Source organism: Sinomonas sp. ASV322, assembly GCF_030908245.1.
Lineage (GTDB): Bacteria > Actinomycetota > Actinomycetes > Actinomycetales > Micrococcaceae > Sinomonas.
In genome coordinates, this window is sequence record NZ_JAVFJJ010000022.1 from 32,519 (window position 1) to 53,035 (window position 20,517).

Consider the following 20,517-nt stretch of genomic DNA (forward strand, 5'->3'; position numbering starts at 1 on the left):
CACTGGCTTGGATAGTAGAGATATCTTCTGACATACACAACTCGGGCTCGGCCGCGTTTGTCGCATTGCGCCCTCAGGCGTCGGCTACGGCGCGCCCGCGAGGTAATGCTCGGAAACCTGCGCCGCGCTCAACGCCGAGCTGTACACAGCGGCGTACTGAAGCGAGCCAGTGAAGAAGTTCGGCAGCAGGAAGGACGTGAGCCCGTCCGCGGTGAGGAGATTCGACGTCGGCCCGCAGCCGATCTCCCAATAGCCCGTCGTGTTCTGCGCGGACGTGACGGCAGCGTTGGCACCGACGAGGGCGCCGTCCGCGTAGAGGTTCATCCCGACCACCGAGAGCGTTGCGACCACGTGGTGCCACTTGCCGTCGGCGTACGAGGTTCCCGCGGGACTCGAGGCGATCTGCTGGGTCCCGGGGTTGACGCCGAACACGAGGCGGCCCGAGGGGTCGATGTAGATGTGGCGGTCGGCTTGGGCTCCGCCGATGCCATGCGCGCTCGAGAAGCCGATGATCTTGCCGTTCGAGGCCGTCGTCGTCGTGAACCACGCCTCGATGCTGAAGACGGCGGGGTTGGTCTGCACCGAGCCGGCTGGGGTGTCGAGGCACAGGGGCAGGAGGCCCCCGAACGGGACTGACGCAGCTGGTGTGTCGCGCTGGCAGCCGTGGCTCGCCGTCGGCGTCACGCTCGTGGACACCGTGAGGAGCCCGGTGACCCATGTCGAGTAGGAGCCCGTGTAGGAGTGACCGGAAACATCACCCTCGATCGTCCCCGCGGTCCCCATCGCGTAGGCAGCGAACGGACTCGCGGTTCCCTGCGCCGCCGCACGGCATGTGAAGAACGTCCGCGATCCCGCCGAATTGACGCTGTCGGCGAGCGTCGCGCTGAACGTCGCCCGGCTTCCCTGCGTCGCGGATGCGAGGCACACCACGGCGGGCGCGAGCGCGAGGACGACGGCGGCGCTCATCGCGGCGGAGACCGGCACCGGCGCGACCGGGCCCCGAGCCGCCGTCGAACGGATAGCATCGCGGCCAGCCCACACGAGCATGAGGACCAGCGGAACGAGGACGACCGCCGCCTCAACCACCCAGCCGATCCAGTCCGGGCGAGGCGACGCCGAAAACGCGAAGCTTCCATCGGCGTGCCGCGCCGCCGAATGCACGGTTCCGACCTGGCCCGCGGCGAGGTCCACAAAGGTCCCGGACTCCGAGGAGACTCGGACCGGCAGGATTCCTGTCGAGACGAAGGTCATGGCGAGCCCGTTGTCTTCGGGCAGGCGCAGCAGTTCCTGGATTCCGGCAAGGGGCCGCAGCACGAGCAGCGTGGCGGCCACCGCGAACGACTCCCCCACGACCCAGCACGCGCGACGCGCGAGCCGGCCCCTCACGCGCCACGCGAAGAGGGCGACGACGGCGCTGGCCGCGGCAAGGAGTGGGAGGCCTCGGGCCACCCAGCCGCCGCCATACACCACGGCAACCTCGCGCCCCAGGATCTGTCCGAGTCTGATGGGCTGCGGGTCAGCGGCACCGTTGATGTCACCCCGAGTTCGGACCGATTCGGGTCCGAACTCAACCATGCGATGCGTGATCGCCCGGCCTGTGCCGGCCTCACGGTAGGCAATGACGTCGCCAACCCTCAGCTCGTCCAGTGCCGCGACCGGGCGGGTGAGCACGAGCGATCCGACGGGCGCGTGCTCACCCATCGAGGGAGTCGTGATGTCGAACCAGCGCCCGCCCCCGGCCCAGAAGCTGAGTGGCACGGCTGCGAGCACTGCGCACAGCACTCCGAGGCCAAGCAGAGGGGCGATCACTCGCCGCGGCAGGCACCGACGTCGTCGGCCCGGGATCCCCATCGGATCAGTTCGACGCCGACCACGTCATGGGCTGCGAGGCTTTGAGGCCTTGATAGGTGTTCCCCGCGGCGGAATCGAGGGTCACGGTGAACGTGTAGCTCTGAGTTCCTCCCGCCGCGAGCGGCGCGGCCAGAGAGATCGCGGGCGAGGCCGCGAACGAGGTCGCTGTGCCGGAGAACACCGTCGTGGCCCCGGACGCGATCGTGAGCTGCAGTTTCGAGCAGAGGTCGATGGCCGTGCCGTTCACGGTTCCGTTGGTGGATTGAGTGCAGGAACCAGGCGTGAGGGTGAAATTCTGAATCGGCGAGGTACCGGCATTGGTAAACGTCACGGTCGTCGTGACAGCCTGGCCCGGGACCATTGCAAGATTTCCGCCGTATTTGTTGATCGTCGTGCACGTCGCACTGTTGGTTGAAATGCTCCCGCCGTCCGTTGAATTGCACACTGTCGCCCCGGAGGTCTCCTGAAGGGAGACCGTGCCGGACCCGGCAGAATTTGAATTGGCGATCGACGCCGTGAAGGCTGCGACGGACGGATTGAACGATATGGCCAGTGCGAGCGATCCAAGAATGCCGGACAGAGCGGCGAAAATATGGCGACGGCCAAAAGAAATGACCACGGCATTCCCCCAATTAATCCCAGCGCAGTCCCCGAGCGACTGCCGTTGACGCGAAAGTCTGCTCAACTCCGTTGGACATGTCAAGAGGTGAGCGGACATCGACTTCAGGCCGGCTATCGTGACGTTGAACCTGCCGAGTTCGACGCCGATGATGGTGCTGGAAGGGCCCCACGGCAACAGTGCCCGCGTGTAGAAAATGAACTGAATTCATATAGACTGGCCGAAGAGCGATGAACGTGTCATAAGTCACATCGCCCTCGACCGAAACCCCGATCCCAAGGAGTCAGCCGTGACCACCGCCAGCACCGCCGCTGAACCCGGCTACCGCGTCCTCAACCCCGCAACTGGAGAGATCCTCGAGACCTTCCCGACTGCGACCGACGGGGAGATCGAATCCGCCATCGCGGCCGCCACGGAAGCCTACCCATCTTGGAAGGACACCCCGATCACGGAGCGGGCGAAGGTCGTCGCCCGGGTCGCGGAGCTGTTCACCGAACGCGCCGACGAGCTCGCCAAGATCATCACGACCGAGATGGGCAAGCCGCTCTCCCAGTCCAAGGGAGAGGCCGAGTTCTGCACCGACATCTTCAACTACTTCGCGACCGAGGGCCCCGCCCTCGCCGCGGACCAGGAGATCAAGACCTTCTCGGGCGGGCGCGCCGTCGTCCAGAGGCTCCCGATCGGCCCGCTGCTCGGGATCATGCCCTGGAACTACCCGTACTACCAGGTGGCCCGCTTCGCCGCGCCGAACCTCATGCTCGGCAACACGATCATCCTGAAGCATGCGGAGAACTGCCCGCGTTCCGCGCTCGCGATCCAGCAGATCATGGACGACGCCGGCGTGCCGACGGGCGCGTACGTGAACGTGTTCGCGAGCCACGCCCAGATCGCCACCCTCATCGCCGACCCCCGCATCCAGGGAGTCTCGCTCACGGGCTCCGAGCGTGCCGGCGCGATCATCGGCGAACTCGCGGGCAAGAACCTCAAGAAGGCCGTCCTCGAGCTCGGCGGCTCCGACCCGTACGTCGTCCTCGACTCGGAGGACGTCCCCGGCGCCGCCCAGACGGCATGGGCCACGCGCATGGAGAACACGGGCCAGGCGTGCAACTCGAACAAGCGCATGATCGTCCTCGAGGACGTCTTCGACGACTTCGTCGCCGAGCTCACCGCCCGCGCCGACGGCCTCACCCCCGGCGACCCGTCCGTCGAGGCCGAGGGCACGTTCGCACCGCTCTCCTCTCGCGCAGCGGCCGAGGCCCTCGCAGCCCAGGTCAAGGACGCCGTCGACAAGGGCGCGACGCTGCATGCCGGCGGCCAGCTGGCCGACGGCCCGGCCGCGTACTTCTCCCCCGCCGTGCTCACAGGCGTGACGCCGGAGATGCGCGCCTACCGCGAAGAGCTCTTCGGGCCTGTCGCCGTCGTCTACAAGGCATCGGACGACGACGACGCCCTCCGCCTCGCGAACGACACCCCCTACGGTCTCGGCGGAGCGGTCTTCTCGACAGACCCAGAGCGCGCAGCGCGGGTGGCCGCACGCCTCGAGGTCGGCATGTCCAACGTCAACATCCCGGCCGCCGAGGGCGCCGAGATGCCGTTCGGCGGGGTCAAGCGTTCGGGCTTCGGGCGCGAGCTCGGCCCGCTCGGCATGGAGGAGTTCGTCAACAAGCGGCTGTTCTTCATCGCCGAATAGCTCGCTCGAAGCGTGAGATCTCGTCGCCAAGCCGGCGCCTTTCCGACGAGATCTCGCGCTTCACTGCGAGTGGTGTCCCGTCCTGAACCAAGGGTCAGGTCCCGCCCGTCGACTCGCGCACGATGAGCCGCGGCGTGAAGACGCATTTGCGGGGGGCATCCTGGCTCGGCCCGCCGTGGTCGAGGAGGCGAATGGCCTCGCGGGCCATGGCTTCGACGGGCTGCCGCACCGACGTGAGCGTAGGCGAGGTGATGCGGCCCATCATCGAGTCGTCATAGCTCACGACCTTGACGTCGTCGGGCACTCGCACGCCGGCGTCCTTGAGCACCGTGAGGACGCCGACGGCGATGAGGTCGGCGCTGCACACAATCGCGTCCGGGAGCGGGCCGCCGTCGAGGAGCCGCCGTCCGGCCTCGAGCCCCCAGTCCACGTTGTACTCGCCGAGGAGTTCCCAGTGCTCGGGCCGCGCCGACGTCCCCACGAGGGAGCGGAAGGCGTCGAGGCGTTCGACGGCGGTGCTCGTCGTCGCGCGGGACCCCACGTACGCGAGGGTCTCGCCGCCGCGCGAGCGCACATGCTCGACCATCTGGCGCAGGCCGTCGCGGTTGTCCGTCCCGATGAAGTCCGTGCCCGCCTGCTCGACGTAACGGTCGAACTGCAGGACGGGACGCTGGGCGGATGCAGAGCGCAGGGCCGTCGCTGATTCCGTCGCGGAGACGGGGATGACGATGAGCCCGTCGACCATGCGGCCGAGGAGGAGGGCGATGCGGTCGGCCTCGACGGCGGCGCTGTCCCGCGCGTCGCACAGGATGAGCGACCGCTGCGTCTCCGCGAGGACGCCTTCGAGGGCCTCGACGACGCTGATGAAGTACGGGTTGCTGATCGAGGGCACGACGACGCCGATCGTCCCCGTGTGCTGGGTCCGAAGGGCGCGGGCCATCACGTTGGCCGTGTACCCGAGCTTGCGCGTGGCCTCGTGAACCTTCCGGGCGAGGGCCGGATCGACCGATTCGTTGCCCGCGAGCACGCGCGAGGCCGTGGCCTGCGAGACGCCCGCCTCGGCCGCCACATCCCGGACGGTGACTCGACGGTTCACCGCGGATCCTGCTCCTTCATCACGCTTGCCTTCCTCTCATGACCCGGTCACATGTCGCCCGCGCCACGCCGGGACTTGACGTAGATCACATTTTGGCCCCATCATCGCTGGAGTTCAAGAATACGTTTTCTGAGTATCAACGGAGATTCACGTATGTCCCCAGAGACTGGGCCAGAGATCGTCGTCATCGGCAGCGTCAATTTGGATCTCGTCGTCACGGTCCCGGCGTTGCCCCAGCCGGGCGAGACCGTCCTCGCGACGAGCTACGACGAGTTCGTCGGCGGGAAGGGTAGCAACCAGGCGATCGCCGCTGCGCGCCTCGGCCGGGACGTCGCGTTCGTCGGCCGGATCGGCGACGACGCGGCCGGGACCGCGGTCCGGGCCGCGCTCGCCGACGAGGGCGTGGACGTTGCGCGTCTGTCCCCCACGCCGGGCGAGAAGACCGGGCGCGCGTTCGTCCAGGTCGACGAGCGCGCCGAGAATTCGATCATCGTCGCGAGCGGCGCGAACTCGCGGCTGTCCGCGGACGACGTCGACGGCGCGGCCCCGTGCGTGCGGGACGCCGCCGTCGTCGTCGCCCAGCTCGAAGTACCCCTCGACGCGGTGCGCGCCGCGGCACGCCTCGCCCACGGCACGTTCGTGTTCAACCCGGCCCCAGCACGACGCCTCGACCCTGAGCTCTTGGGGCTCGTGGACGTGCTCGTCGTGAATCAGGGCGAGTTCGAGGTCGTCACGGGCGAGCCCGCGGCCGAGGACGCGGCCTCGATGCGCGTGGCCGTGGCCCGGACCGACCTGCCCGGCTCCGTCGTCGTCACCCTCGGAGCGCGCGGTGCCCTCGTCTGGCACGACGGCGAACTCCACTCCGTGCCGGCGCCGGTCGTCGAGGCCGTGGACACGACGGGAGCCGGCGACACGTTCGTCGGAGCCCTCGCCGACGCCCTCGCGCGCGGCGAGGCGCTGCTCGACGCCGCACGCTGGGCCGTGTGCGCGGCGTCGCTCTCGACCCTGTCCCTCGGCGCGACGACGGCGATGCCCCGCAGCGCCCAGGTGGCGGAGCTCCGCGCGCTTTCGGCGAGCTGAGCGCAGCGCCGCACCCGCCCCGGTCTTTCCCACACACAGTTTTCGTTCCATCCCCCATCACACAAGGAGCACATCCATGAAGCTCAAGGCACAGGCAGGCTTCGCGGCTCTCGCAGCGGCGTCCCTTCTGCTCACCGCGTGCGGCGGCTCGTCCGGCGCCGCCCAGTCGGCCGCGTCCGACGGCTCGAAGCGGCTGTCCGTCGCGAACGTCATCCCCGGCGCGCTCGGCGACCAGGGATTCTTCGACGACGCCGCCGGCGGCATCAAGAAGATCGAGTCGGCGGGCAGCAAGACCCAGAACATCCAGTCGGACGCGAGCAACCCAGCCCAGTGGAAGACCAACCTCGAATCGGTCTCGACGGGCAAGTGGGACGTCGTCGTGACCGGCACGTCCCAGATGCACGACATCCTCGACCAGACGGCCCAGAAGTACTCGAAGCAGCACTTCGTCACGTACGACGACGTTGTGAAGGAGCCGAACGTCGCGTCCATCGTCTACAAGCAGAACGAGGGCTCGTACCTCGCAGGCGTGCTCGCGGCGCTCGCCACGACGAACAAGGACAAGTTCCCGAAGGCGACCGGTTCCAAGGTCGTCGGGATCGTCGGCGGCATGGACATCCCCGTCATCAACGACTTCGTCGTCGGCTTCAAGAAGGGCGTCGAGACGGTCGACCCGTCGATCCAGGTCAAGGTCTCCTACGTGGGCGACTTCAAGGACTCGAACAAGGGCTTCGACCAGGCCAAGCTCATGTACAGCCAGGGCGCGGACGTCGTGTTCCAGGTCGCGGGCGGGGCGGGCATCGGTGTGCTCAAGGCCGCTGCCGCGGCAGGACGCTACGCGATCGGCGTCGACTCGAACCAGAACGCCATCCAGCCCGGCTTCGTCCTCGCCTCGATGCTCAAGCACGTCGGCGATTCGCTCAACTCCGCAGTGAGCGAGGCCGCCGCCGGCAAGCTCAAGTACGGCGAGACCACGAGCTACGGCCTCGCCAACAAGGGCGTGGGCCTCGAGTTCGCGAACAACGGCAGCTCGGTTCCGCAGGACATCCAGGCGAAGATCGACTCCTTCGCGCAGCAGGTCATCGACGGCAAGGTCCAGGTCCCCTCGGCCACGTCCTGACCCTGAGGCCGCGGTCCGGGGCGGCCTCGTCCCGGACCGCTGGCTCAACGAGCCCGCCCGCACCCTGACGAGCCCGCCCCGCCCACCCCACCGGGCCCGCCCCCACCACCCCACGAGCCCATCCCTCCAAGAGACAGACTGGCACATGTCAACACCACTGCTTGAGCTGCGGGAGCTGACGAAGGCGTTCGGCGCGAAGGTCGCCAACGACCGGATCTCCCTCACGGTCCAACCCGGCCGCGTCCACGCGCTGGTCGGCGAGAACGGGGCCGGCAAGACGACCCTCATGACGATGATCGCGGGCACCGCCCGGCCCGACGAGGGCACAATCCTCGTCGACGGCGTTCCCACCGAGATCGTCTCGCCCCAGAAGGCTTCCTCCCTCGGCATCGGGATGGTGCACCAGCATTTCAAGCTCGTGCCGTCTCTCACCGTCGCGGCCAACGTCTTCCTCGGCCACGAGCACCACACGCGATCCGGCCAGCTCGACACCGCGCGCATGGAAGCCGAAGTCGCCGCCCTCAGCGAGCGCTATGGGCTCGAGATCGACCCGAAGGCCCGGATCTCGACCCTCTCGGTCGGGCTGCGCCAGCGCGTCGAAGTCCTCAAGGCCCTGAGCCACGACACGCGGCTGCTCATCCTCGACGAGCCCACCGCTGTCCTCACGCCGAGCGAGAGCGACGACCTGTTCGAAGTCGTGCGCTCCCTCGCGGACAAGGGATGCGCCGTCCTGTTCATCTCCCACAAGCTCGGCGAGGTGCTCTCCATCGCGGACGAGGTCACCGTCATCCGCGACGGCCGCACGATCGTCACGGTGCCCGCCGCGGGCCTCTCCGAGGCAGACATCGCGCGCATGATGGTGGGCCGCGAAGTCCTCCTCCGCGTCAAGCACTCCCCCGCCGATCCCCAACACGAAGTCCTCGCGGTCCGCGGCCTCTCGGTCATGGACAGCCGTGGCGTGACGGCGGTGAACGACATCGACCTCTCCGTCCGGGCGGGCGAGATCGTGGGCATCGCGGGTGTCGAGGGCAATGGGCAGTCCGAGCTCGCCGCCGCGATCGCCGGCATGAAGGAGGCCGACGGCGGGCGCGTCCTCCTCAATGGGGACAACGTGACGACGGCGAGCGTCGCACGCCGCCGCGCGCTCGGCCTCGGCTACGTGCCCGAGGACCGCCACGACGAGGGCACCGCGCCGCAGCTGAGCGTCGCCGAGAACATCGCCGCGACGCACCTCGCCCCGCCCGTGGCGCGCGCGGGCTGGATCAGCGGCGCGGCCATGCGGGACCTCGCGGACCGGCTCATCGCGAAGTTCGACGTGCGCGGCGCCACCCCGGCGACCCCGGTCGGCTCGCTCTCGGGCGGCAACATGCAGAAGGTCGTCATCGCGCGCGAGCTCGAGTCCGAGCCGAAGCTGCTCATGGTGAGCCAGCCGACGCGCGGCGTCGACGTCGGCGCGATGGAGTTCGTGCACAACTCGCTCGTCGCGGCACGGGACAAGGGCGCCGCCGTGCTCGTGTTCTCGGCCGACCTCAACGAGGTCATGTCCCTCTCGGACCGGCTCCTCGTCATGTACCGCGGACGCGTCGTCGCCGAGTTCACCCAGGAGACCATGAGCGAGACCGCCGTCGGCCTCGCCATGGCGGGCATCACCCCAAACTCCGACGCCGTCGAGCTCGCGGAGGCCGCGCACCAGGAAGTCGCTGCGCACGTCGGAGCGCACATCTCCGCAGGAGGCATGACAGCCGACGACGTCGATGCCGCCGCGGTCGCGGAAGCGGCGGCGAGCGCCGTGGTCGCCACGCAGACGGCGGCCGCCCCTGCGAAGCAAAACGTGGCAGAGCCCGCCGCGCCGGGCCGCGCGTCCCAGCGGCCCGCCCGCGGACCCGCCGAGTGGCTCGGCGACGTCGCGAAGAACGTCTTCACGAGCTCCCTCCAGCCCATCGTCGCGATCGCGCTCTCGCTGCTCGTCGGCGTCGTCATCATCCTCGCCCTCGGCGACGACCCGCTCGACGCCTACAACCAGCTCTTCTTCTCCAACTACACCTCGCCCGAGGGGATCGGCGGCGTCGTCGCCCAGTTCATCCCGCTCCTCGTGCTCTCCTCGGCCGTCATCGTGAGCTTCCGCGCGGGGCTCTTCAACATCGGGGGCGAGGGCCAGCTCTACATCGGCGCGTTCGCCGGCGCCTGGGCGGGCTTCAGCTTCCCCGGGCTTCCGGGCCCGCTGCACGCGCTCCTCGTGCTCGCATGCTCGTTCGCGGGAGGCCTCGTGTGGGGCCTCATCCCGGGGGTGCTCCTCGCGCTGTGGCGGGTCGACATCATCGTCACGACCCTCATGATGAGCTCGATCGCCGTGCTCCTCACGGGCTACTTCGTGACGGGGCCGTTCAAGGACCCCGCCGCAGGCCTCGCGGGCTCCCCCAAGATAGCCGCCGACTCGCTCCTGCCGATGTTCAGCCAGGACTACGGCCTAGGCCTCGACCTCGTGCTCGCGCTCATCGCGGCGGTCGTCCTCGGCCTCGTCCTCACGCGCTCCGTCTGGGGCCTCAAGGTCCGCGAGCTGGGCCAGCTCAACCACTTCGCGGCCTACTCGGGCGTCAACACGAAGCGGCTCAGCATGGAGGTCATGGCGCTCTCCGGCGCGGTCTCCGGGCTCGCGGGCGGCATCCTCGTCCTCGGGCCGAACCTCGGCCGCTTCCTGCAGTCGTTCTCGCCGGGCTACGGCTTCCTCGGCATCACCGTCGCGCTGCTCGCACGGCTCAACCCGTGGGCGGCAATCATCTCGTCCCTGTTCTACGCGACGATGATGGCCGGCTCGAACTCGATGCAGATCAACACGAACGTGCCGTTCCCCCTCGTGAGCGTCCTCCAGGGCCTCATCATCCTGGCCATCACCGCGACGTTCGTGGTCAACCGCCGCAGGAAGCGCCGGCGCCCTGCCGACGCGACACCAGCGGGCGCCCCGGCCGCGGCCACGACCGAGGCTGCGTACGCCGCGGCCTCCGAAGGAGCGAAGTGATATGAACGACGTCCTGGGCCATCTCCTCACAGCGGGAACCCTCGCGGTGATCCTCATGAAGGTTGCCCCGATCCTCCTCGCGGCGATCGGGGGTGCCTTCACCCAGCAAGGGAACATCCTCAATATCGGGCTCGAAGGCATGATGCTCATCGGGGCCTTCGCGGCCATCTCGGTCGGCTCCCTCGCGGGCAACGCATTCGTCGGCGTCCTCGCCGCCGTCGTCGCGGCGGTGCTGCTTGCAGCCCTGTACGCGCTCGCGACGCTCTACTTCAAAGCCGACTTCATCGTCGTCGGCATCGGCATCAATCTGTTCGCGGCGGGCCTCACCGTGTTCCTCCTCCAGGTTGTCTACGGCAACGCAGGCGTCACGCCGCCCTCGGCGACGATCAACCTCCCCGGCATCCCGCTCGGGCCGATCGCGGACATCCCCGTCATCGGGCCGGCGATCACGAACCAGACCGCCCTCGTGTGGCTCGCGTTCCTGTGCGTCCCGCTCTACTCGTTCGTGCTCTACCGGACGAAGTTCGGCGTGCACCTTCGCGCAGTGGGCGAAGACGAGGGCGCCGCGGCCGCAGCCGGGATCGGCATCCGGAAGATGAAGTTCTCGAGCGTGCTCATCTCGGGCGCGCTGTGCGGCCTCGCGGGCGCTCAGCTCGCGATGGCGACGCTCGGCTCCTTCACGGCAGGCATGACGTCGGGGCGCGGCTTCATCGCCGTGGCCGCCCTCACGTTCGGCCTCGCGAAGCCGGTGCGGACGATGATCGCGTCGCTCATCTTCGGCGCGGCGGACGCGATCGCAGATCAGCTCGGCCTCGCGGGCGTCAACTCGAACCTCGCGCTCATGACGCCCTACATCATCACGATCCTCGCGCTCGTCCTCGCCGGATTCCGGCTGCGGGGAGCCTGGGCGAAGCGAACCACCACAAGGCGGACGGCGGAGGAGGCCCAGCCAGCATGAGCCGGCACAAGATCATCCTCGACTGCGATCCCGGCCACGACGACGCGATCGCGATCCTCCTCGCAGCGGGCGATCCGAGCATCGAGCTCCTCGCGATCACGACGTGCGCGGGGAACCAGACGCTCGAGAAGGTCACGCGCAACGCCCTCGCGGTATGCGCCGTCGCCGGCCTCGACGTCCCCGTCGCGGCCGGCGCAGCGGGCCCGCTCGTGCGCCAGCAGCTCGTCGCGCCGGACATCCACGGCGAATCGGGCCTCGACGGGCCCGTGCTCCCCGCGCCGACCCACGCCGCCGACCCGCGGCACGCCGTCGACCTCATCATCGACACGATCATGGCCCACGAGCCCGGAACCGTGAGCCTCGTCCCCACGGGCCCGCTCACGAACATCGCTCTCGCGATGCGCAAGGAACCGAGCATCATCGGGCGTGTCAAGGAGGTCGTGCTCATGGGCGGCTCCTACACGAGGGGCAACCGGACGCCCGCGGCCGAATTCAACATCGCCGCGGACCCGGAGGCGGCCGCGGCCGTGTTCGACGCCGAGTGGCCCGTCACCATGGTCGGCCTCGACCTGACCCATCAGGCGACGGCGGACGACGACGTCGTCGCACGCATCGCCGCCATCGGCTCGCCGCTCGCGGACTTCGTCGTCGAGGTGCTCACGTTCTTCGCCTCGACGTACCGCGAACGCCAGGGCTTCGACGCGCCGCCCGTGCACGACCCGTGCTGCGTCGCCGCGATCATCGACCCGTCCGTCATGGAGATCCGGAGCGCGTTTGTCGCCGTCGAACTCGCGGGAACATGGACGAGCGGCATGACCGTGACGGACTTCGGCGACGCCTACGGCCAACCCCACAACGCCCGGGTCGCCACGAAGCTCGACCGCGCGCGGTTCTGGGACCTCACGATCGAGGCCATCCGCCGCCTTTCAGAAGCATCCGCCACAGAAGCATCCGCCACAACGGAAGGGACGCCGCAGTGAAGCACCCGATCATCATGGACGTGGACACCGGCATCGACGATGCGATGGCGATCATGGTCGCCGCGCTGCACCCCGACGTCGAGCTCAAGGCCATCAGCTGCGTCTCGGGCAACGTGTCCGTGGACAAGGTCCTCGCGAACACGCTCAAAGTGCTCGACCTCGTGGGCGCGCCCGAGATCCCGGTGGCTGCGGGCGCCACGCGGCCACTCGTGGAGGAGCGGCGCGACGCGTCCCAGGTGCACGGCGCGTCCGGCCTCGGGGACCTCGAGCTCCCCGAGAGCGCGCGCCGGCCTGCCGAGGTCCACGCGGTCGAGCTCCTGCGCCGCGAGATCCTCGCTTCCGCCGAGCCGGTCACGCTCGTCGCCCTCGCGCCGATGACCAACCTCGCGCTCCTCCTCCGCACCCATCCCGAGGTGACGGAGAACCTCGGGCGCATCGTCTTCATGGGCGGCTCGGCGACCGTGGGCAACGCGACGGCCGTGGCCGAGTTCAACGTGTGGCACGACCCCGAGGCGGCCCACATCGTCCTCTCGAGCGGCGTTCCGCTCACGATGTACGGGCTAGACGTCTTCAACGAGGTCGCGGCCTCCGACCGGGCCGTCCGCGCCCTGCGCGCGTCCGAGAACAGCCTCGCGCGCGCCCTCGCGGACCTGCTCGGCTTCGAGATCCCGGGGCCGGACGGCAGCAGCCACGCCTACAACCTCATCGGCGATGCGGGCGCGGTCTGCGCGATTGTGGCCCCCGAGCTCTTCACGATCGAGCCGTGGCCCGTCCGCGTCGAGCTCGCGCCGAGCCTGAGCCGGGGCCAGACGCTCGTCGACCGCCGAGCGCGCCCGGGCGAGGACGCGATCCACGATCCGTCCCGCACCCCGTGGCCCGTCGCCGACGTCGTCCTCGCCGAACGCCGCCCCGGCTCGGTGATCGAGCTCTTCCTCCGTACGCTGGACGTCGAGGACGTGCTCACAAACGTGCCCTCCGCCTCTTAGCCTTTGTCCCCAACCGCCACCTCGGCGAACGCCAGAAAGCAGGACCCCGCCATGACCGACCGCCGCCCGCTCTATCTCGACTGCGATACGGGCATCGACGACTCCCTCGCCCTCGCGTACCTCCTCGCGGCTCCTGGAGCGGATCTCGTGGGCATCGGGACCGTGAGCGGGAACGTCGCGGCGGCGCTCGGGGCGGCCAACACGCTCGATCTCCTCGCCCTCGCGGGCCGCGAGGACATCCCGGTCGCCGTGGGAGAACACGACTTCCAAACGCGCGAGTTCGACGGCGGCGCTCCCCACGTGCACGGCGCGAACGGCGTGGGCGGGATCGACCTTCCGAGGACGACGACGGCGCCCGTCCCCGAGAGCGCGCCCGAGCTGCTCGTGCGCCTCGCGCGCGAGCACGCCGGGGAGCTTCGCGTCGTGGCGATCGGCCCACTCACGAACCTCGCGGCGGCCCTCCGCCTCGAGCCGCGTCTGCCCGAGCTCGTCGCCGAGGTCACCATCATGGGCGGCGCCGCGCTCGTCCCGGGCAACATCAGCCCCGTCGCGGAGGCGAACATCGGCAACGACCCCGAGGCGGCCCGCGAGGTGCTCGCGGCGCCGTGGGCCATCACGCTCGTTCCGCTCGACGTCACGATGGAGAATCTGCTCGAGGAGAGCCACCGGCAGGAACTCCTCGCGTCGGGGAATCCGCTCTCGCGCGCTCTAGGCGAGATGCTCGGCTACTACTACCGCTTCTATGAGGGCATCTTCGGCCGCCCGTGCTCGGCCATGCACGATCCGCTCGCCGCCGCGATTGCCGTCGGCGCCGTCGAGCTCCGCACGGCGCCCGTCGTGCACGTCGAAGTCGATGCGACACAGGGCCCTGGCCGAGGGCAGACGATCTGTGACCTGCGCGGCCGCTACCTCGGCTACCCCGAGCAGCCGGGCGCGCATTGCCGCGTGGTCCTCGAGCTGGCAGAGGACTTCGCGCCGCACCTCATGGACGCCCTCGAGGGCCGGCTCGCGGCGGAGCGCGTCTGATGGCGGCCTCGACGACGGCGGGCACGCTCCGTGGAATCCCGCTCTGGGACGGCCACACTGACCAGGGCGCGCGCGATCTCGCGTGGGACGGCGACCGGATCCTCGCGGTCGAGCCGTCCGCGCAGAAGCTCGACGGCTACTGCGTCATCCCGGGCCTCATCGACACGCACGTCCACCTCGGAGCGTATTCGGGCGCCGGGCGCGTCGATTGGACGTCGTGGCCCCTCATCACGCCGTGGGAGGAGCAGGTCTTCCACATCGCGGCCAACGCCCAGAAGGCGGCTCGCGCCGGGGTCACGACGCTGCGCGACCTCTCGGGCGACGAGCGCCAGCTCGCCGTCAAGCGCGTCTTCGACGCGGGCGTCCAGCCGGGCCCGCGCGTCCTCGTGCACGGCGCGGTGGGCATGACCGCGGGCCACGGCGACCTCTTCATCCCGCCCCACTACCCCTACCGGGGCCGCGTCGCCGACAGCCCCGACGAGTGCCGCAAGCTCGTCCGCGAATTCGCGCGCATGGGAGCCGACGGCATCAAGATCTTCACGAGCGGCGGCGTGCTCTCGATGGGCGACCGCGTCGGCTGGCGAAACCAGACGATGGACGAGCTTCGCGCGACACTCGACGAGGCGCACGCCCTCGGCATGAAGGTCGCGTCCCACACCCACACGACGGAGGGCATCGAAATCGCGCTCGAGGTCGGCGTCGACTCGCTCGAGCACGGTACGGGGCTCGCCCCCGAGCAGTGGGAGCGCGTCGTCGCCGGTCGGATCCCGGTCGCGCCGACCCTCATGATCAACGACGTGATCGCGGAGGGCCGTGCGGCGGTGAGCGAGGAGGCGCGCGAGAAGGCGGGCGACGTCGTCGCCCGCCGCAACGCGCTTTTCGGCGACGCGGGCCGCGCGGGCGTGCGCTTCGTCCTCGGCACCGACGCGAACGGCGTGTTCGTCCAGTTCGGCGATCAGATGGAGGAGGTCCGCCTCATGGCCTCGATGTTCGGCTGGTCCGCCGAGCGCGCGCTGGTCTCGGCGACGTCGGACGCTGCCGACGCGATCGGCCTCGCCGAGCGCGTCGGAACGCTCGCTCCCGGCTTCGGTGCGGACTTCGTCGTGCTCCGCGGCGCGCCGTGGGAGCGCATCGAGGACCTGCGGGTCGAGAACATCGCGGCTGTCGTCTCGCGCGGCCGGCTCGTCGAGGGTGAGCTGCCGACGGAATAGGAACTGTCAAATTGACGGTGCAACTGGTTTGTAGTCGTTAGGGCAGCGGAGAGCCAGCCATCGACCGCAACCTCGAAGGCGGTGAGGCGCCCTTTCATTGCTGAGTCCATCTGGCCCGGCTGTTGCCTGTCAGGCCAAAGACCATAATCGCGATAGACGTACTTGAGGGCCGCTTGCCGTTCATGCCTCTGACGTGGGCCTACGCGTTGTGAATGCGTCTTCGACGCAGCTGGCTGACGTGACCTGAGCTCGTCCGCCTGTGTCTCTGCCGCGAGGAAGCAAAGCTGCCCAGTCGCGCCCCCTGGGGTGCCACCCCCAAATTGAAGCCCACGGCACTCGTGCCCTTGAGAGCACCCCTTGGCTGGATAGATTACGGCTGCGCCCCCGAAGCCGGCAGTTCTCACGCTGGCGAAGAGGCAGCGGTAATTTGCGGACAGCATACATAATTTCGACTGCGTATTGCCGGGGGATCGTCGGCTCCCGGCGGATCCGGAATTGGCGCCCTGTGTGGCCCGGGTCGAAAGTGTTCTCTATTCGACTCTTGCGCCAACGGCGACAGCGGGTTTAGGGTGCACCCACCATTCGCTTTCGCGGTGCGCTGGGGTTCCGCCTGTAGGGGGAAGGCCGTTGTCATGGTCGCTCTGCAGCGGCGCGGTCCTGTCCATGGCCCGACAGGTCGGACTTAGTGAGCTAACAGTCGTCTGGCCTGGTGGAAGTACGGTGCTCGTCCCATGACAACGAACATCCTTACTTGGGACGAGGGCTACGACGAGCGCGAGCTGCATTCCCCGACCCCCGATGACGTCACAGGTCGGATCGCCGCGCTCGACGGTGTCGACCACACTCTCGTCACCGTCTACCGCAACGACGCTCACCTCGCGGTCGGCGGCTCAGCCAACGAGGGTCTTGTCGTGTACTGCACCTTCGATAGTGAGGTGTTCTGGCAGGTCGTTGTTGACGGCGATCCGGGAGCGTCGGTGACCTTGGTCGCTGGCGGCCAGGCTGGGGCCTACCCGGCCACGCACGTCACGACGCTCGGCGATGCCATTACAGCCGCAGTTGACTTCCTGGAGCGTGGTGAGCGCGCGCCCGGTCTCCATTGGGATGCCCAGTGACTCGACGCTTCGCGCGAGCGCCCGCCTCCGTCCTTGCGGTCCTGATGGTCTGGCTGGGCGTGACCCTTCCTGCCCATGCGACTACCGCGCCAGCGGCGACTCCTACACACACGTACACCGCCACCGACTTCGGCGACGATTCAACGCGGCCCGGTGCCGAGCGCGGGCCGCCCGGCTACGACTACGACGATGACAGACCGAGCGCCGTCGACCGAGATCTTCCCATTCGCAATCGAGGGCTGCTCGTCCTTTGTCGACCGCCACCGCCGCCTATGGGTCCATCGGCCTTCCCACCCAGACCGGCTACCCCGCCGCCGGGCCGCTGCCAGCCGAGGCCGTCACCTACTCCTGGGACGGACTCGACCACCCCGCCGGACTCCTGTCCCAGTACGACCAGACCCAATACGCGACCAACGTCACCTACAACAACATCAACGTCCTCGTCGGCTACCAGCAGGAGGACAACCACCTCTTCGCCTCCGGCGTGGACACCATGGGCATCAACGAGATCGCCTACACACTCGACCCGAGCACCTACCGGGTCACAGAGGTCAACGCGATCAACGACGACACCCCCGGGAACACCACCGGGCTCGGGATCACCGACTACACCTACGACCCCGCCGGAAAGCTCACCTCCCGCACGCTGACCGCCAACGGCCAGCCCAGCCCCGCCCCCGACCGGCAGTGCTACACCTACGACTGGGCCTACCGCCTCTCCCAGGCCTGGGCCACCAGCGCCGCAGACTGCACCGGCGGGTTCAACCCCGCCGCCCTCGGCGGGCCCGCCCCCTACGCCCAGACCACCACCTACACCCCCGGCGGAGACCGCGCCAGCCTCACCCGCTACAACCCCGATGGAACGGTGGCGGCCACCGAGACCAGCGCCTACGGCAACGGCGGCCCCCACCGCCTGACCAGCATCACCCGCACCGCCGGGACCACCACCACGGACACCCTCACCTACGACGCCGCCGGGAGGATGACCAGCCGCGGCGGGCAGACCCTGGCCTACACCCCCGACGGGAAGCTCGCCACCAGCACCGGAACCTCCACCATCCCACTGAACCCGAACCCCAACGCCGCCACAGGCGCCCCCAACGCCCCCGGCACCGCGCAGCCCGCCAACCGGTACTACACCGCCGACGGGACCCTCGTCGCCCATCGCAGACGGCACCGGCACCACCCTGCTCATCGGCGGCACCACAGTGTTCACGCCAGCCACCGGCCCCACCACCGGCGGCACCACAACCCCCATCAGCATCACCCGCCGCCACACCGACCCCAGCGGGCTCGCCCGCGGCCCGACCCTCACCACCACCGGCAACAACGCCTACACCACCGCACCCGCCACCGCCACCGGAATCGGGACCAACGGCGCGAACCCCACCGGGTTCTCCGCCGCCACCGGCTACATCGGCGGGACCGCCGACACCGCCAGCATCCTCACCCACCTCGGCGCCCGCGACTACGACCCCGCCCTCGGCGCCTTCACCACCCCCCGACCCCGTCCTCGACCCCGCCAGCCCCAACGACTACAGCCCCTACGCCTACGCCCAGAACGACCCCATCAACACCAGCGACCCATCAGGGCTCTGGCGCGTCGCCATCACCGACAGCGACGGCTCAAGCTGGCACTCATCACCCACCGCCGACATCACCCCGGCCGATGGGGCATCGCCCCCGAATACCTCAACCCCCTCAGGTCAGTCGACTCCCAGCTCGTCGCCCCCGGCACCTACGTCAACGGCGCCTACGCCGGCACCTACTACGAACCCGCCCCGGCGACGCCCGCACCAGCCCCGGGGGCCGCGTTTGCCCAACGGCCCCTTATCAGCGACACGATCCGGGACCACATCGGAGTGGGCGGAACGACCTGGGCCGACGACCTCCGGCAAGTCGGCATAAACGCATCCAGAATCGCCGGCGCCATCGCAGCCTTCGTCCCCGGGGTCGGCGGAATCGGCTACGTCGGCTTCAACCGGCTCGCCGGCGACATCGAAGGCCAAGACCCCATGCGCCCCCTCACCGCCGACGACGGCGCCATGATGGCCATCGGCTTCCTCCCAGGCGGCGACGACATCGAAGGCCTCGTCAAAGCCGCCGGTATAGGTGATGAAGTGGCTGGCGCCGCTAGCGTCGTCTCCAAGGGCGGTCGGCGGCCTACGACCGCGGTTCGACAGGCAGCGGATAAAACTGCGACGGACGCGAACGGTGTCCTAAGATGCCAGGCATGTGGCACCGAGTTGATCACTCGCTCGGGCGCAGCCAACTCGCGGGAGTTCGACCACATCTTCCCGTACTCAGGCGGCGGAGGTCGAGGCATCGACAATATCTGGGACCTCTGCCGAACGTGCAATCGTCAGAAAGGTGCCCAAACCCTCTACGAATGGGAAAGATAGCCGTGACCTCTAAGCCTTTGCCCCCCGAGATCCCATACGAGACGAAGTCGTATGTCTGCATCCACGTCTTCGACCGGAGCAGGCCAGTGCTCTACGTGACTCGCCCGGATGGTGATTGGTGTGCCCTGTGCGGGGATGAGCACCCGGACGACGCCAGCGCATACCGAGTCGTCGGCATCGGTCACGTGCTCGACTACGACCCCTCGGTCGCCGAGGTGCTTGACCTCCGACCAAATCAAGAGGCCGAACGTGAGGCCGTTGGAGAGCCTTGGATTCGAACCGACTTCTAGCGAAGCTGTCTCAGGGGAGGGTGATTGAGTTCTAACATGCGGCAGGGCGGCGGGCCGACCAACTTGAGCAATCCAGACGGTGGGCTTGCGGAAACCGCCAGCTCCAACGCAGCAGTTCACCGCATCGCGATCACCCAGACCAGGCTCGACGGACTCGGGAAGGCCTACTACGAGAAACGCCTCAACGCAGGCGACAGCAAGCCCGAAGCCCTCCGCTGCCTCAAACGCCGGCTCTCCCGCATCGTCTACCGGTGCCTCCAGACCGACCACACGGCCCGCGCCGGAACTTGCATCCAGGCCGCGGCTTGACATCCGCGGTATCACGGGAAAGCAGGCATGACCGAGGGGAAGTCCGGGCAATCTCGGCCCCTAGGCAATTCCGCTATCCTGCGGCGGCCTTCAGGTCCTTCAGGGTGAAGGGTGCGGTGGTGATAGAGCGAGGGACCGCCGAACCCACCTCGGCGCCCGCGACTACGACCCCGTACTCGCCGCCTTCACCACCCCCCGACCCCCTCCTCGACCCGAGCAGCCCCAACAGCTACAGCCCCTACGCCTACTCCCAGAACGACCCCATCAACACCAGCGACCCATCAGGGCTCTGGCGCGTCGCCATCACCGACAGCGACGGCTCAAGCTGGCACTCATCACCCACGGCCGACATCACCCCGGCCGATGGGGCATCGCCCCCGAATACCTCAACCCCCTCAGGTCAGTCGACTCCCAGCTCGTCGCCCCCGGCACCTACGTCAACGGCGCCTACGCCGGCACCTACTACGAACCCGCCCCGGCGACGCCCGCACCAGCCCCGGGGGCCGCGTTTGCCCAACGGCCCCTTATCAGCGACACGATCCGGGACCACATCGGAGTGGGCGGAACGACCTGGGCCGACGACCTCCGGCAAGTCGGCATAAACGCATCCAGAATCGCCGGCGCCATCGCAGCCTTCGTCCCCGGGGTCGGCGGAATCGGCTACGTCGGCTTCAACCGGCTCGCCGGCGACATCGAAGGCCAAGACCCCATGCGCCCCCTCACCGCCGACGACGGCGCCATGATGGCCATCGGCTTCCTCCCAGGCGG

17 protein-coding genes are annotated in these 20,517 nt (G+C 69.0%); 14 read left to right on the top strand and 3 right to left on the bottom strand.

Annotation, left to right across the window (positions count from 1 at the left end):
- Positions 1-84: 84 nt before the first annotated feature.
- Entirely contained in the window at positions 85-1,809 is a 1,725-nt protein-coding gene (locus RBS12_RS18915; RefSeq protein ID WP_307967709.1) for a LamG-like jellyroll fold domain-containing protein, read from the bottom strand.
- 46 nt (positions 1,810-1,855) lie between these two features.
- Positions 1,856-2,470, bottom strand: a complete 615-nt coding sequence (locus RBS12_RS18920) for a hypothetical protein (RefSeq protein WP_307967710.1) — start codon at positions 2,468-2,470, stop codon at positions 1,856-1,858.
- Positions 2,471-2,759: 289 nt separating this feature from the next.
- On the opposite strand from RBS12_RS18920, the gene RBS12_RS18925 reads away from it, so the two are divergent.
- Positions 2,760-4,160, top strand: a complete 1,401-nt coding sequence (locus tag RBS12_RS18925; protein WP_307967711.1) for an NAD-dependent succinate-semialdehyde dehydrogenase — start codon at positions 2,760-2,762, stop codon at positions 4,158-4,160.
- Positions 4,161-4,254: 94 nt separating this feature from the next.
- Here the strand turns inward: RBS12_RS18925 and RBS12_RS18930 are convergent, their stop codons facing one another.
- Entirely contained in the window at positions 4,255-5,256 is a 1,002-nt protein-coding gene (locus RBS12_RS18930) for a LacI family DNA-binding transcriptional regulator (protein WP_307967712.1), read from the bottom strand.
- Between the two features lie 153 nt (positions 5,257-5,409).
- Here RBS12_RS18930 and RBS12_RS18935 point away from each other — a divergent pair, with 153 nt between their 5' ends.
- The 13 genes from RBS12_RS18935 to RBS12_RS18995 form a co-directional block, all read left to right on the top strand.
- Positions 5,410-6,336 carry a ribokinase gene (locus RBS12_RS18935; RefSeq protein ID WP_307967713.1) on the top strand — a complete coding sequence of 309 codons (927 nt, stop codon included), beginning with the start codon at positions 5,410-5,412 and terminating at the stop codon, positions 6,334-6,336.
- Between the two features lie 76 nt (positions 6,337-6,412).
- The gene (locus tag RBS12_RS18940; RefSeq protein WP_307967714.1) at positions 6,413-7,456 is read left to right on the top strand and encodes a BMP family ABC transporter substrate-binding protein; all 1,044 of its coding nucleotides are present in this window, start codon (positions 6,413-6,415) and stop codon (positions 7,454-7,456) included.
- 145 nt (positions 7,457-7,601) lie between these two features.
- On the top strand, positions 7,602-10,472 hold the full coding sequence (locus tag RBS12_RS18945; RefSeq protein WP_307967715.1) for an ATP-binding cassette domain-containing protein: 2,871 nt from the start codon (positions 7,602-7,604) through the stop codon (positions 10,470-10,472).
- A 1-nt stretch (position 10,473) separates the two neighbouring features.
- Complete coding sequence (locus RBS12_RS18950) at positions 10,474-11,430, top strand: ABC transporter permease (protein ID WP_307967717.1); 957 nt, start codon at positions 10,474-10,476, stop codon at positions 11,428-11,430.
- On the top strand, positions 11,427-12,410 hold the full coding sequence (locus RBS12_RS18955) for a nucleoside hydrolase (protein ID WP_307967718.1): 984 nt from the start codon (positions 11,427-11,429) through the stop codon (positions 12,408-12,410). Before RBS12_RS18950 ends, RBS12_RS18955 begins: the two co-directional genes overlap by 4 nt.
- Positions 12,407-13,396, top strand: coding sequence for a nucleoside hydrolase (locus tag RBS12_RS18960; RefSeq protein ID WP_307967719.1), 990 nt, complete (start codon positions 12,407-12,409; stop codon positions 13,394-13,396). The genes RBS12_RS18955 and RBS12_RS18960 overlap by 4 nt, the downstream gene beginning before the upstream one ends.
- A 51-nt stretch (positions 13,397-13,447) precedes the next feature.
- A complete protein-coding gene (locus tag RBS12_RS18965) occupies positions 13,448-14,422 on the top strand; it encodes a nucleoside hydrolase (RefSeq protein ID WP_307967720.1) in 975 nt (324 codons plus the stop codon).
- On the top strand, positions 14,422-15,633 hold the full coding sequence (locus RBS12_RS18970; RefSeq protein ID WP_307967721.1) for an amidohydrolase family protein: 1,212 nt from the start codon (positions 14,422-14,424) through the stop codon (positions 15,631-15,633). Before RBS12_RS18965 ends, RBS12_RS18970 begins: the two co-directional genes overlap by 1 nt.
- 731 nt (positions 15,634-16,364) lie before the next feature.
- Complete coding sequence (locus tag RBS12_RS18975; RefSeq protein ID WP_307967722.1) at positions 16,365-16,748, top strand: Imm1 family immunity protein; 384 nt, start codon at positions 16,365-16,367, stop codon at positions 16,746-16,748.
- Between the two features lie 1,208 nt (positions 16,749-17,956).
- Positions 17,957-19,150 carry an HNH endonuclease gene (locus tag RBS12_RS18980; RefSeq protein WP_307967723.1) on the top strand — a complete coding sequence of 398 codons (1,194 nt, stop codon included), beginning with the start codon at positions 17,957-17,959 and terminating at the stop codon, positions 19,148-19,150.
- Positions 19,138-19,440: a hypothetical protein gene (locus tag RBS12_RS18985; RefSeq protein WP_307967724.1), complete on the top strand. Its 303-nt coding sequence runs from the start codon at positions 19,138-19,140 to the stop codon at positions 19,438-19,440. Before RBS12_RS18980 ends, RBS12_RS18985 begins: the two co-directional genes overlap by 13 nt.
- Before the next feature lie 24 nt (positions 19,441-19,464).
- Complete coding sequence (locus RBS12_RS18990) at positions 19,465-19,749, top strand: hypothetical protein (RefSeq protein WP_307967725.1); 285 nt, start codon at positions 19,465-19,467, stop codon at positions 19,747-19,749.
- 556 nt (positions 19,750-20,305) lie between these two features.
- The coding region (locus tag RBS12_RS18995; protein WP_307967726.1) for a hypothetical protein at positions 20,306-20,517 on the top strand (212 nt) is incomplete at its 3' end.